The sequence below is a fragment of the Vibrio sp. 10N.247.311.12 genome (assembly GCF_041467515.1).
GTDB classification, from domain to species: Bacteria; Pseudomonadota; Gammaproteobacteria; order Enterobacterales; family Vibrionaceae; genus Vibrio; species Vibrio crassostreae_C.
In genome coordinates, this window is record NZ_JBFSUV010000002.1 from 235538 (window position 1) to 249626 (window position 14089).

General features: G+C 43.7%; 9 protein-coding genes and 1 pseudogene. 2 read left to right on the top strand and 8 right to left on the bottom strand.

Annotated features, from left to right (window positions below):
* The first annotated feature begins 82 nt into the window (after window positions 1-82).
* Window positions 83-1144: a protease SohB gene (gene sohB / locus AB6E30_RS02230; protein ID WP_004737399.1), complete on the top strand. Its 1062-nt coding sequence runs from the start codon at window positions 83-85 to the stop codon at window positions 1142-1144.
* A gap of 197 nt (window positions 1145-1341) precedes the next feature.
* Here sohB and AB6E30_RS02235 read toward each other — a convergent pair whose 3' ends face one another.
* From AB6E30_RS02235 to AB6E30_RS02245, 3 genes are all read right to left on the bottom strand, one after another.
* Window positions 1342-2904, bottom strand: a complete 1563-nt coding sequence (locus AB6E30_RS02235) for a SpoVR family protein (protein WP_017062134.1) — start codon at window positions 2902-2904, stop codon at window positions 1342-1344.
* An 11-nt stretch (window positions 2905-2915) separates the two neighbouring features.
* On the bottom strand, window positions 2916-4187 hold the full coding sequence (locus tag AB6E30_RS02240) for a YeaH/YhbH family protein (protein ID WP_017062133.1): 1272 nt from the start codon (window positions 4185-4187) through the stop codon (window positions 2916-2918).
* Between the two features lie 127 nt (window positions 4188-4314).
* Window positions 4315-6249, bottom strand: coding sequence for a PrkA family serine protein kinase (locus AB6E30_RS02245; protein ID WP_017062132.1), 1935 nt, complete (start codon window positions 6247-6249; stop codon window positions 4315-4317).
* A gap of 379 nt (window positions 6250-6628) precedes the next feature.
* Here AB6E30_RS02245 and AB6E30_RS02250 point away from each other — a divergent pair.
* A pseudogene (locus AB6E30_RS02250) lies at window positions 6629-6769 on the top strand (MipA/OmpV family protein); the annotation flags it as partial.
* Window positions 6770-6877: 108 nt separating this feature from the next.
* Here the strand turns inward: AB6E30_RS02250 and AB6E30_RS02255 are convergent.
* From AB6E30_RS02255 to AB6E30_RS02275, 5 genes are all read right to left on the bottom strand, one after another.
* The gene (locus tag AB6E30_RS02255) at window positions 6878-7378 is read right to left on the bottom strand and encodes a YfbU family protein (protein WP_017070032.1); all 501 of its coding nucleotides are present in this window, start codon (window positions 7376-7378) and stop codon (window positions 6878-6880) included.
* A gap of 224 nt (window positions 7379-7602) precedes the next feature.
* Window positions 7603-8343, bottom strand: coding sequence for a pyruvate formate lyase 1-activating protein (gene pflA, locus AB6E30_RS02260; protein WP_010437353.1), 741 nt, complete (start codon window positions 8341-8343; stop codon window positions 7603-7605).
* 164 nt (window positions 8344-8507) lie between these two features.
* Window positions 8508-9509: a lipid A deacylase LpxR family protein gene (locus tag AB6E30_RS02265; RefSeq protein WP_372102510.1), complete on the bottom strand. Its 1002-nt coding sequence runs from the start codon at window positions 9507-9509 to the stop codon at window positions 8508-8510.
* 200 nt (window positions 9510-9709) lie between these two features.
* The gene (gene pflB / locus AB6E30_RS02270) at window positions 9710-11986 is read right to left on the bottom strand and encodes a formate C-acetyltransferase (RefSeq protein ID WP_017066931.1); all 2277 of its coding nucleotides are present in this window, start codon (window positions 11984-11986) and stop codon (window positions 9710-9712) included.
* Between the two features lie 307 nt (window positions 11987-12293).
* Entirely contained in the window at window positions 12294-13835 is a 1542-nt protein-coding gene (locus AB6E30_RS02275) for a DUF3360 family protein (protein ID WP_372051810.1), read from the bottom strand.
* Window positions 13836-14089 lie beyond the last annotated feature (254 nt).

Consider the following 14089-nt stretch of genomic DNA (forward strand, 5'->3'; position numbering starts at 1 on the left):
AACCGCAGGAATGATGAGAAATTCTTGGTAATCGTGACAAGATGGTTACAATACACTAATTCATACAATAGGGGATATGACATTGGAATTTTTGTTGGACTACGGCTTGTTTTTAGCCAAGATTGCGACCGTTGTAATCGCCATCATCGCAATTTTAGTGATTGCTAAATCTGTGGGTGGGAAATCAAGCGCGATTAAAGGTGAGCTGGAAATCACGAACCTATCTGAACATCATAAACAGACGATTGAACAACTAGAGCACCATCTACACGATGATGCTTTCATCAAAGCCCGTGATAAAGCAGAAAAGAAAGCGGAAAAAGAGAAAGTAAAATCACGCGGTAAAGAAGTGAAGAAAGCAGCGAAAGAGGGTGAGCTTGATAGTAAGCGTGAACCACATCTATTCGTTCTTGATTTTAACGGCAGCATTGATGCGAAAGAAGTGGCTTCATTACGTGAAGAGGTAACGGCGGTTCTGGCTGTGGCTCGTGAAGGTGATGAAGTATTGCTGAAACTTGAGTCTGGCGGTGGCATGGTTCACGGCTATGGTTTAGCGTCTTCTCAACTTGATCGTATCAAAGCGGCAGGTTTGCCTCTGACTATCTCGGTAGACAAAGTGGCGGCAAGCGGCGGTTACATGATGGCATGTATCGCAGACAAAATTGTATCTGCACCGTTTGCTATTGTTGGCTCTATTGGTGTTATCGCTCAACTGCCAAACTTCAACAAACTACTTAAAAAGCACGATATTGAGTTCGAGCAGCTAACGGCGGGTGAGTACAAGCGCACACTGACTATGTTTGGTGAGAACAGCGATAAAGCACGTGAGAAGTTCAAAGAAGAGCTAGAAGAGACACACGGCTTATTCAAAGACTTCATTCGTGACCATCGTCCAGCGCTAGACCTTGATAAGGTTGCAACGGGTGAGCACTGGTTTGGTACACAAGCACATGAACTTGGGCTGGTGGATGAGATCCGTACTTCTGATGACTTAGTTGTTGAAGCATGCAAAGACAAGACGGTTCTAGCGATTCACTATGTACAGAAGAAAAAGCTGTCAGACAAGCTAGCTGGCGTGGCAGGTAAATCTGCAGACAGCGTGCTGATGAAGCTGATTGAACGCGGTCAAAAGCCGATTGTTTAAGCTTATTGAGTTCTAGTTCTAGTTCTAGTTCTAGGCTTGGTGCCTTACGTTCATTTACAGACGTTTGAGCCTTAAAAAGAAAGCGCATAAGTCATCAGACTTATGCGTTTTTTTATTGCTCCACTTCCGAGCGGGTGACCACTATGTTGTAGGGGGAGCGGAGTTTTATACCAAACACTGACTTACTGTGATTGATATTAAATCTTGGCTCCATAATCATTACGTTTTGGACAAGTCGTCAGGATTTCTCGATGACCCGTGTCTTTGAGCTCTTCCAAAATCACATCAAAGCCCCACAAGCGATAGAGATGCTTCATCACTTCGTCGTAGCCTTTATCAAGCGGGATGCGGTCGTGAGGCACATATTGCAGTGTCATTGAGCGGTCACCACGAACATCGACATTAAACACCTGAATGTTTGGTTCAAGGTTACTTAGGTTGTATTGCGCCGCAAGCTTCTCACGAATCAGGCGATAGCCCGGATCATCATGAATAGCACTCACCTCAATGGTATTTTTACGGTCGTCGTCGAGTACAGAGAACAGCTTAAAGTCTCGAATGATTTTTGGAGAAAGGTATTGGCTGATGAAACTTTCATCTTTGAAGTTGTGCATCGCAAAGTGCACCGCTTCTAACCAATCACTTCCGGCTAACTCAGGGAACCACTCTCTATCTTCATCGGTTGGCTCTTCACAGATGCGTCGGATGTCTCTAAACATCGCAAAGCCAAGCGCATAAGGGTTTATCCCGCTGAAATAAGGACTGTTGTAGGCAGGTTGTGCGACGACACTGGTATGGCTGTGTAGGAATTCTAAGATGAACTTATCACTCACCAAGCCTTCGTCGTAAAGGTGGTTAAGAATGGTGTAATGCCAGAAGGTTGCCCAGCCTTCGTTCATCACTTGAGTTTGTTTTTGAGGGTAGAAGTATTGGCTCACTTTGCGAACGATGCGAACACACTCTCGTTGCCAAGGTTCAAGCAGTGGTGCGTTCTTCTCGATAAAGTAGAGAATGTTTTCTTGAGGCTCGCTAGGAAAGCGGATCTTGGTCTCTTCTTCCTTACTTTTATTTTGAGGAACGGTTCGCCATAGCTCATTCACTTGAGATTGCAGATAAGCTTCGCGTTCTTCTTGTCTTGCTGTCTCTTCTGCAATGGAAATCTTCTCAGGGCGTTTGTATCGGTCTACGCCGTAATTCATCAGTGCGTGACAAGAATCAAGGAGCTGCTCGACTTCAGCAACACCATATTTCTCTTCACAACCACTGATGTACTTCTTAGCAAACAACAAGTAATCGATGATGGAACTGGCATCGGTCCATGTTTGGAACAGGTAGTTGCCTTTAAAGAAAGAGTTGTGGCCATAACAAGCGTGAGCCATTACCAGCGCCTGCATTGTGACCGTGTTCTCTTCCATCAGGTAAGCGATACACGGATCGGAGTTGATTACGATTTCGTATGCCAAGCCCATTTGGCCATGCTTGTAGTTTTGCTCGGTTTGAATGAATTTCTTACCAAAAGACCAGTGGTTGTAATTGATAGGCATACCAATGCTCGAGTAGGCATCCATCATCTGTTCTGAAGTAATCACTTCAATCTGGTTTGGGTAAGTATCTAAACGGTAATGCTGCGCAACACGTTTGATTTCTACGTGGTATTTCTCCAAGAGGTTGAACGTCCAATCTGGACCATCAGGCAGCATCTTGTCGTTTTTCTTTTTTGCAGCTTTGTTTTTCTCTGCAACGTTTGATTTCGCTGTCATGGCAAACTCCCTTACGCTGTCTCTTTCTGGAACAGTTCTCTAAACACAGGAAAAATATCATCCACCGTTTTAATGTTTTTCATGGCGAAGTTGTCAAAGCTACTCTCGAGTTTTTCGTATTCGTGCCAAAGTGTTTGATGAGAGCGGCGTGTTATTTCGATGTAAGAGTAATATTGGCAAGTTGGCAGAAGCGTATTGACCAGTAACTCTTTACAGCGAGGAGAGTCATCAGCCCAGTTATCGCCATCAGAGGCTTGTGCTGCATAGATGTTCCACTCATTAGCAGGGTAGCGGTCTGCGACAATTTCCTTCATCAGTTTCAGTGCGCTTGAAACAATGGTGCCACCCGTTTCTTGTGAGTAGAAAAACTCATGTTCGTCGACCTCTTTAGCCTGAGTATGGTGACGAATAAACACAACATCGACGTTTTCGTAGGTGCGATTTAAGAACAGATACAGAAGAACATAAAAGCGCTTCGCAATATCTTTTGTGGCCTGATCCATAGAGCCCGATACATCCATTAGACAGAACATCACGGCTTGGCTAGATGGAATAGGGCGCTTCTCGTAGTTTTTAAAACGTAAGTCGAAGGTGTCAATGAACGGCACGCTTTCAATCTTTTTACGTAACTCGGCAATCTCTTCTTTGAGGCGACCTTCCTCAAAAGGTTGTGCCGGCTCCGTCATTTTAACTTGGTCAAGCTGTTCCATCAGTAGGTTAAGCTCGCGCTTTTTACCTGCTGTCATCGCGGTTCTACGAGCCAGAGATTGCTGTAGTGAACGAACGATAGCGATGTTGGATGGAATCCCCGCGCTTTGGTAACCAGAGCGGTGAGTTTTCCATTCGGTGATTTTGTTGACCTGATTTTTCTCTAGATTAGGTAGAGCTAAATCTTCAAAGAGAATATCAAGATACTCATCTTTTGAAATTTGGAAGGTAAATTCATCTTGGCCTTCGCCATCAGGGCTTGCGTCGCCTTGGCCTGAGCCACCACCTTGACCACCACCTTTAGGGCGTTCGATTTTATCGCCAGTGATGAACTGATCATTACCTGGGTGAACGCGCTCTCTTACGCCGCCTTGACCTTGGTGAAAGTTCGGCTCTTTGATGTCTTTATGGGGAATAGTGACGTCTTCACCTGTTTCTGTATTGGTGATTGAGCGTCGGTTAACTGCATCGGCCACAGATTCTTTGATTTGCTCTTTATGGCGTCGTAAGAAACGCTGTCTATTCACAGCACTCTTATTTTTGCCATTGAGCCTCCGATCGATAAATTGTGCCATAAGAACTCCCTCTCAGCTGATGTCGCGATCCTACTTTTTATTCGGGTATAAGAGTTATTGATTTACTAAGGTATAAAAGTTATTGGTTTATACGAGCTGCTCAGTTGAGCAGCTCAATACCGTTTAGTTATGAGGATTTACGAACTCTTAGGTACCACTCAGATAGCAGTCTCACTTGCTTCTCGGTGTAGCCTTTTTCCATCATACGAGCAACGAAGTCGTCATGTTTTTTCTGATCATCCGTTGAGGTCTTAGCATTGAACGAAATAACAGGAAGTAGCTCTTCTGTGTTAGAGAACATTTTCTTCTCAATCACAGTGCGCAGTTTCTCGTAGCTCGTCCACACTGGGTTTTGACCGTTATTGTTGGCTTTGGCACGAAGCACAAAGTTCACAATCTCATTTCGGAAGTCTTTAGGGTTACTGATACCGGCTGTCTTCTCGATTTTCTCTAGTTCACCATTCAGAGAAGCACGGTCAAATAGTTGGCCTGTTTCTGGGTCGCGGTACTCTTGGTCTTGAATCCAGAAATCTGCGTAGGTGACATAGCGGTCGAAGATATTCTGACCGTACTCAGAGTAAGACTCTAGATAAGCGGTTTGAATTTCTTTACCGATGAACTCTACGTAGCGTGGCACTAGGTATCCTTTCAAGAACTCTAGGTACTTCTCGGCGGTCTCTTGAGGGAACTGCTCCCGTTCGATTTGCTGCTCAATAACGTAGAACAGGTGCACTGGGTTCGCGGCCACTTCGGCTTGGTCGAAGTTAAACACACGAGACAGGATCTTAAAGGCGAAACGCGTTGATAGCCCAGACATGCCTTCGTCAACGCCAGCATAATCTCGGTACTCTTGGTAGCTCTTCGCTTTTGGATCGGTGTCTTTTAGAGTCTCACCATCGTAAACACGCATCTTAGAGAATAGAGATGAGTTTTCAGGCTCTTTTAGTCTCGAAAGAATGCTGAATTGCGATAGCAGATCGAGTGTGCTTGGTGAGCAAGGCGCTTGGGATAGCTCACTGTGCTCAAGCAGTTTCTTGTAGATCTTAACTTCTTCAGACACACGCAGACAGTAAGGGACTTTTACAATGTACACACGGTCGAGGAATGCTTCGTTGTTTTTGTTGTTACGGAAGGTCTGCCACTCAGATTCGTTCGAGTGAGCGAGAATCATACCGTCAAATGGCAGTGCAGAAAGCCCTTCGGTACCGTTGAAGTTACCTTCTTGTGTTGCCGTAAGTAGAGGGTGTAATACTTTGATTGGCGCTTTGAACATCTCCACGAATTCCATCACACCTTGGTTGGCTTTACAAAGCGCACCAGAGTAGCTGTAGGCATCAGGATCATCTTGAGAGAAGTGTTCAAGTTTACGAATATCAACTTTACCAACCAGAGACGAGATATCTTGGTTGTTTTCATCACCTGGCTCCGTTTTCGCGATCGCAACTTGATCGAGAATAGAAGGGCGCAGTTTGATGACTTTGAATTTGGAAATATCACCGCCAAAATCGTGCAGACGTTTCGCTGCCCACGGAGACATAATTGAGCGAAGATAGCGTTTCTCAATGCCATATTCATTCTTCAATAAGTCGCCGTCTTCGTTAACGTCGAATAGACAGAATGGGTGATCGTTTACTGGGCTTCGTTCACCGTCAGCAGACAATACATAGATTGGTAGTTTCTGCATCAGGGCTTTGAGTTTTTCAGCGAGAGAAGATTTACCACCGCCCACAGGGCCAAGTAGGTAAAGGATTTGTTTACGTTCTTCTAAACCTTGCGCAGCATGTTTTAAGTAAGAAACAATCTGTTCAATCGCATCTTCCATACCGTAGAAATCTTTAAATTCGCTGTAGCGTGAGATGACACGGTTTGAGAAAATACGACTCAGTTGAGGGTCTTGAGCAGTGTCAATAACCTCTGGTTCGCCAATGGCTAGTAATAAGCGCTCGGCAGCATTAGCGTAAGCACTTTTATCGTCTTTACACAGCCCTAAGAACTCCTGCAATGTCAGCTCTTCTTCCTTGGCTGCTTCATAACGTGATTGATAGTGGTCAAAGATACTCATAGTCACATTCCCCTTGTTAACCAGTCAAAACTGACGAGCGATTGAAAAATAGGCTCTCCCTACATTTTAAGGTTAGACCCGCTTCCACAATTTTGCTTAACAATTATGTATTTATTTACAATTTTGCGTGTGAAAAACGTGGCGAGCGCAATAGGCAACTTGAGGCGCGTAGAATCAAATTATTTTACATTCGAGGGGATCTGGCCGTTTGTTTTGAGATTTTAGGTCGCTTAACAATACTCACAATGGATTTATGTGCATTAGATGTATAACTGGGCTCTATTGATTTTTGGAATGGAGTACCATATAATGCGCTAAGTTATCAAAAATTGCTCAATAAATAGGTAGATGTAGTGAAGAATAATGGGTTCAAAATAGTGGCTATCTGCATGTTACGCCAAATGTTCGAGTAACTGGTGGCGTTCGTTATACCAACCTTGAAGGTGATATAGAGAATAGCCCAATACTTGAAAGTGGTATCAACATGGCCGCGAACGTTGGTGTTGCTTACGTTTTCTAGTTGCTTTGGTTTTTCTCTTTGTGTGCGAACATTAAAAAAAGGGTTACTCATGATGAGTAACCCTTTTTCTTGAAACTTTTTAAAAGTTATCGCTGATCTATTAACGAATTAAGCGCTAAAGATTTGAGATAGCTCTGTCGCACATAGGTGGTACTGACGAGGGCAGTTGCGCCATGTTGTTAGCATGCGACGGTACTTCTCTAGCATTGGCATCTGGCTATTGAAGTGGTGATCGGCTTTGTCGAATTGAGGGTAAAGACCTTCAGAATCAACAAGGAAACGCACGTAGTGTACGATCTGCGCTTCAGAAGCGATATCAAAACCTAAGAACTGCAGGCGACGTTGGTCTACTTCAGCACGCTCTTGTTCTGCAAGCATTTTGTTCGACTCTTGCATTGCATGGTACATCTCCATGATGTCGATAATTTCGCGACATTCTGCTTCAGTCAAACAACCAAACTCTTTGTTAAGTTCACGCATTTGGAGTTCGTAACCACGTTCTACAATCGTTTGTAGACGCTGGTATTTCGCCGAGTTCTCAGGGTTCATTTGAGACATTAGGTAGTATTGATTTGATAGAATTAGACGCTGAGCATTGGTCATTTCCATGGGATGAGCCTCACTAAAAAACTAAATGTTATATTCTTTTGTTGCAGTAAGAGTAACAGCATTCCTACGCGTGGAAACATGATCTCAACACGGATTTAATATGATTTTTTTAATTGATAAACAAAAGTTGTAAAGAAAAGTGAAAGGATAGTTAGCGCTAGAAAAGAAAACGCCCCAATCGAAATTGAGGCGTTTAAAATAGAGGTTGAGCATCGTCTGCAGTATTAGTATTTTACGTTTGAATGATACTGGCTAAGAACAGCAACAATCTCATCCATTTTCTCTTTGCTTGGCGGATTTGTACCTTCAAGAGGGTAGTCAAAACCAAGTGCTTCCCACTTATGTGCACCCAGCTTATGGTATGGAAGCAGCTCTACTTTCTCGATGTTATCCATGTCTTTGATGAATTCACCTAGCAGATGAGCATCTTCAGGCGTGTCCGTGTAGCCAGGGACAATCACATAACGAATCCACGTCTTCTTACCGATTTTGTGTAGGTAGCGCGCAAAATCCAGAGTACGTCTGTTTGATACACCAATGAAATCGTGGTGAATCTCATCTCGCATGTGCTTAAGATCCAACATAACTAGATCAGAGGCTTCTAGGACTTCATCAACCACTTCAGTGTGCTTACGAATGTAGCCATTAGTATCAAGACAAGTGTGGATGCCTTCAGCTTGAGCTGCGCGGAAAAAGTCACGAACAAACTCAGGTTGTAGCATCGCTTCACCACCAGAACAGGTGATACCACCGCCCGATGCTTTCATGAAATGACGGTATGATTTTGCTTCGTTGATGATCTCTTCGACCGTTACTTCCTTTCCGTCATGAAGATCCCATGTATCACGGTTATGACAGTACATACAACGCATTAAGCAGCCTTGAAGAAACACAATAAAGCGGATACCAGGGCCATCGACAGTACCACAAGATTCGAATGAGTGAATGCGACCAGTTGTAGACATGAGCTATTCTCGTAGAGGAATTTATACCGTTTATTTTATTACAAAAACGGTACATAAAATAGGGTCAAATGGTAACGAGACCTTTAAAAATAAAGGCAACCACCTGTGAAGATGATTGCCTTTATTAAACTTGAAAAGTAAAGGACGAAAGCCCTTACTGGTGGCTAGAAGAAAGCAAACATTGTGATACCGCCAGTGGTGTACACTGACTCTTTCGCTTCTTCGTAATCCGGTGTTTTTGCGGTTAGCGCGAAAGAGGCACCAACGTATCGGTTATACCAAGCGACACCCAATACAGCAGTTGCTTGAATGTTCTCTAAAGTCACATCGTAGATCGCTGGATCTTCGTTGTTTTTATTAGCGTACTCATCAACACCTGAGCGATCGCCTTCGATAGTCAGGTCGTTGAATCGGTAGCGACCTTCGAGGCCTGCATAGGTAAACCAACCAGCGTTTGATGCGCCGATCATGCCAGGTTTGAATGGGTTTTCTGTGGTGATGTTAGCTGCACCAAAGTTACCGCCTAAGTCCGTACCCCAACGGAACATAAAACCAGTCGAGATATCACTTCTAAAGTTACCGACGTTGATTTCAGAAACGTTAGAGATTTCGTAGTCAGTATTCGCAAGAGCTTGATTACGCATTAGGTTGAAATGGCTTAGGTAACCAACGCTTCCCGCCCACTCATCATCAACTTGGTATTCCCAACCCATCGGCTCATCTGATTTTGTGATCGAGTGAACCAGCTTTTGAGCATCTTCAGACAGTGCACGTTCGCCCGTAGTACCAAACGTGATATTAAAACGCTGGGCTTGCTGTGGGTTTAAGCTGATGTAATTGAATTCAGTGTGAAGGTAACCTGCGTATGGGCGATCATTAGGCGATGGCGTTTCTAACTCAATGTCAGAAGGCGTATACATCTTGTGGCCAATGGTGATTTCCCACTTGTCTAGAGAGCTTGCGCCCCAGTAGGAAAGACTCAATGGTTTTACCCAGTTATATGGCGCAATACTTGATGATGTGTAACCCAGAAATAAGCCGTTGGTATAGTCTTGGTCGACACCAAAAATACCATCATTATCTAAAGCAAAAGTTAACGTAGAACGCTCAGAGGCTAAAGATGAGAAAGAGAGAAGAATCAGGGGTAAACAACGCAGGTATTTCATGGAGCAGTTACTCTTAAATTATGAACCGCGATATTACCGTAATTTGACAGAATTTGTGGAAAAAAAGTGAATGGCAGGGTGCTTTTTTGCTCAACCTAACATTTCGCGGGATAGGTGAGTGTAGTGCGATTTATTTCAGATATAAAAAAGCCCCGCACATTGGCGAGGCTAATATTATTTACTGTCTATTGAGCGTGAGCTTATAGAGACTCAGTAAATGTACGTGCGATTACGTCAGCTTGTTGCTCTGCAGTTAGAGAGTTAAAGCGAACAGCGTAACCAGATACACGGATTGTTAGCTGAGGGTATTTCTCAGGGTGCTTAACTGCGTCTTCAAGAGTTTCGCGGTTAAGAACGTTAACGTTAAGGTGTTGACCACCTTCAATGCCAGCTTCGTGGTGGAAGTAACCATCCATTAGGCCTGCAAGGTTAGCACGTTGGCTGTCTTGTTCTTTACCTAGTGCGTTTGGCACGATAGAGAACGTGTAAGAGATACCATCTTGTGCGTCAGCAAATGGTAGTTTACCTACAGACGTTAGTGATGCTACAGCACCTTTCTCATCACGACCGTGCATTGGGTTTGCACCAGGAGCGAAAGGAGCGCCAGCACGACGACCGTCTGGAGTGTTACCAGTTTTCTTACCGTATACAACGTTAGACGTGATAGTAAGAACTGACTGTGTAGGGATAGAGTTACGGTAAGTCTTAAGCTTACGGATCTTGTTCATGAACGTAGAAACTAGTTCACAAGCAATATCATCTACACGAGAGTCGTTATTACCGTATTTAGGGTAATCGCCTTCAATTTCGAAGTCAGTTGCAATGCCATCTTCGTCGCGGATTGGTTTAACAGTCGCGAACTTGATTGCAGACAGTGAGTCAGCTGCAACAGATAGACCAGCAATACCACAAGCCATTGTACGACGAACGTCACGGTCATGAAGAGCCATTAGAGACGCTTCGTAGCTGTACTTGTCGTGCATGTAGTGAATGCTGTTTAGTGCAGTCACGTATTGCTTAGCTAACCAGTCCATGAATGTGTCTAGGCGACCCATTACGTCATCGTAGTTAAGAACTTCGTCAGTGATCTTGTCTGAAACAGGACCAACTTGCATCTTAAGTTTCTCGTCCACACCGCCGTTGATTGCGTAAAGCATTGTTTTAGCAAGGTTAGCACGAGCACCGAAGAACTGCATTTGCTTACCAACGATCATTGGAGATACACAACAAGCGATAGCGTAATCATCAGACTCTAGGTCAGGACGCATTAGGTCATCATTTTCGTACTGGATAGAAGAAGTATCGATAGATACCTTCGCACAGAAACGCTTGAAGCCGTCAGGTAGTTGCTCAGACCAAAGAACAGTGATGTTTGGCTCTGGAGAAGGACCCATAGTGTATAGAGAGTTTAGGAAACGGAAGTTCGAACGCGTTACTAGCGTACGACCGTCGATACCCATACCACCCATAGACTCTGTTGCCCAGATTGGGTCGCCAGAGAACAGCTCATCGTACTCAGGAGTACGTAGGAAACGAACCATACGCAGTTTCATTACGAAGTGGTCGATCATTTCTTGTGCTTGTTCTTCAGTGATCTTGCCAGCAGCGATATCACGCTCGATGTAGATGTCTAGGAAAGTCGAAGTACGACCTAGAGACATTGCAGCACCGTTTTGAGATTTAACAGCAGCTAGGTAGCCGAAGTAAGTCCACTGGATAGCTTCTTGAGCTGTTTGAGCTGGCTCAGAGATATCGAAACCGTATTTCTCAGCCATTTGCTTGATTTGACCAAGAGCACGATGTTGCTCAGAGATCTCTTCACGCAGTTGCATTGTTTCTGCTAGGTTTTCACCGTTTTCGAATTGCTCTTGAAGAGAAGCAAATTGAGCTTGCTTGTCTTTCATTAGGAAATCAATACCGTAAAGTGCAACACGACGGTAGTCACCAATGATACGACCACGGCCGTAAGCATCAGGAAGACCAGTCAGAACACCAGACTTACGACATTTTAGGATATCAGGAGTGTAGATATCGAAAACGCCAGCATTGTGTGTTTTGCGGTATTCTGAGTAGATTTTTGAAACCATTGGGTCAAGAGTTTCACCGTATGCTTTACAAGAACCTTCAACCATACGCACACCACCGTTAGGGATGATTGCACGTTTTAGTGGCTTCTCAGTTTGTAGACCAACGATAGTCTCAAGATCTTTCTCAATGTAACCTGCATCGTGAGCAGTAATGGTAGAGATAACAGAAGTATCGAAATCTACAGGTGCTTTAGTTGCGTTTTCCTGTTTGATACCTTCCATTACCGAAGACCAAAGCTTGTTAGTTGCTTCAGTACCCTCAGAAACTAGGAAAGACTCGTCGCCTTCATACGGCGTGTAGTTCTTTTGAATGAAATCACGAACGTTTACTTCGCTTTGCCACTCACCTGCAGCAAAATCTTCCCAAGCTTTAGCAAATTGCTCTGCCATGACATACCTACCTTTTTAGTAGAAAAAATACGTACATTAACACTGTTGAGCCAGCGCCCCTCGTAAGGGTAGTACACTCTTATTAATAACAATATATATGAGCATATAAGCATCATATGGTTATATATATTGTCACTACCTTTTATATGTTGTCTTTACTCTATGTATTCAAGACTACGCTAAAAAATTTCTGCAAACCTTAAACTAAATCAATAAATGCCAAAAAAAGTTGAAAAAATTTGAGTGGCAGGGGTTGCCACCCAAACTTTTTTTTAATCCTAATACTACTTTTGTGTAGTAAGGACTATTATAGCCAAGCTTTTAGACCATACTGACCTTCTAGCATACCAACTGCAAGCATTGCCACTAGACAGATAACTAAAACGCCAACAGGGATAACAATCTTATCTACAAATGATAGACGCTTTGCACGCTCTTTATCACCAATTAGACCATTATTATCAAGAAGCATAGTTAGTGCCCATGCTAATACTGGGTTAACAACCGCTGAACCAAAGATACAGATACCAGCCGCTTGAGAATCTTTTGAATCCTTAACCATTTGCATACCTGCTTCAAGTAGAGGTAGAGATACACCTACAAGTAGCGCAACACGCATCACTGGTGGCCATACTGCTACGTCCATCGGGAAACCAAGAATCGCAACAATAATACATAGAGAACCAAGCAAGATTGCGCCGCCAGGAATTGGACGTTTCGCGATTGCTGCTGGGATCATGTAAGTACCCCAAGAAGATGTGATGTTACCACCACCAACTGCAGTACCTACCATTTGACGAACAGAACACATAGTCATTGTGTCATCAACATCCATCAGAACTTTTTCAGAGCGTTTAGGGTAGTTCAGTTCTTGGAAGATACGGTGACCTAGGAAGTCAGGAGACCACATTGCTACAGCAAGGATTGCAAATGGTAGAGATGCGATGAAGTGTTCAACGTTTGGCAAGCCAAGCATCCAACCTTCAGAAGTAGAACCCCACCAGTAAACTGGGTTTAGGTTTGGAATACCCATTTCAGTTTCGAATACGATGTCGAAACCAGCACCTAGAACTAATGCAATAGCAAGGCCTGTGAATGCACAAACAGGGATAGCTAACCAACGCTTGTTCACTTTTGCTAAGAAAGCGTAGATAGCAATAGTAATAGCAAGAACGATTAAACCAACGTAACCCATGCTGCCCGCTTCAACGGTAGAAGATTGAAGACCAACCGCCCACTCTTGAATTGAGTTGATTTGGCTCATGGTACCGGTTAAGCCTAAGAATATGAGCAAGCCACCTGCTGTACCTTCAGAAGTTAGGTTAACAAGTTTAGATCCGCCTTTTAGGAAACTTAGGATGAGACCGAACACACCGATCAGGATGGCCAATGCAAGAGGGTGAGCACCAGCGAGAGCGATGGTACCGATAAGAGGGATCATTGGGCCGTGGTTGCCGGCAAGGTTTGCTTTAGGGTTAAAGAAACCAGAAGCAAGGATACAAAACAGTAGTGCAGGAATAAGCATTTCTACACGAGCGACTTCAATTGCGAAGTCTTTACCTAGGTTTACGTGATCCCAAGCTTGAGTTAGGCCATCAGCCCACGACATCATTACTGCAGAGTACATCGCAATGATACCAATAGTACCAGCAAGTGCAGGAACAAGATCTTCAAGTTCAAAGCGGAAGTCACGACCTGGAAGGTTTAAACCGAAGCGGCGAGGCTTCATGATTTGAAGTTCGTGATCTAGATAATCTGAGCGGCTCTCAAATTCAGAAGCAGGACGGTGTAGCTCTTTATAGCTTTTCTCTTCTACTTCAGAGTTCGCATTATTGACAACGTCTGACATAGATTCCTCATATTTTTTGTTAGTAATTCTAAAATTGAATTCTATAAGTTCGCGTAATTGCGTAATTGCGTTATTTCTTAGTTATAACTCATTAACATTATGTTGCACGGTTTTGCTGTGCTTTATGCAGCTAAGTTAAAAGAAATGTTTGGCATTTTTAATGCCTTATTCTTTGCTGAGGAGTCTAACAAGCTTACCCTTTAGGGTGATTGATCTTGATCACTTTATGAGTATATGTGAAAGAAAGCTACAAA

Bases quoted from the DNA above. Each gene is read 5' to 3' on its own strand.
- AB6E30_RS02235 (WP_017062134.1), bottom strand. From the start codon at position 2,904: ATGACAGCGAAATCAAACGTTGCAGAGAAAAACAAAGCTGCAAAAAAG.
- AB6E30_RS02240 (WP_017062133.1), bottom strand. From the start codon at position 4,187: ATGGCACAATTTATCGATCGGAGGCTCAATGGCAAAAATAAGAGTGCT.
- AB6E30_RS02245 (WP_017062132.1), bottom strand. From the start codon at position 6,249: ATGAGTATCTTTGACCACTATCAATCACGTTATGAAGCAGCCAAGGAA.
- AB6E30_RS02255 (WP_017070032.1), bottom strand. From the start codon at position 7,378: ATGGAAATGACCAATGCTCAGCGTCTAATTCTATCAAATCAATACTAC.
- pflA (WP_010437353.1), bottom strand. From the start codon at position 8,343: ATGTCTACAACTGGTCGCATTCACTCATTCGAATCTTGTGGTACTGTC.
- AB6E30_RS02265 (WP_372102510.1), bottom strand. From the start codon at position 9,509: ATGAAATACCTGCGTTGTTTACCCCTGATTCTTCTCTCTTTCTCATCT.
- pflB (WP_017066931.1), bottom strand. From the start codon at position 11,986: ATGGCAGAGCAATTTGCTAAAGCTTGGGAAGATTTTGCTGCAGGTGAG.
- AB6E30_RS02275 (WP_372051810.1), bottom strand. From the start codon at position 13,835: ATGTCAGACGTTGTCAATAATGCGAACTCTGAAGTAGAAGAGAAAAGC.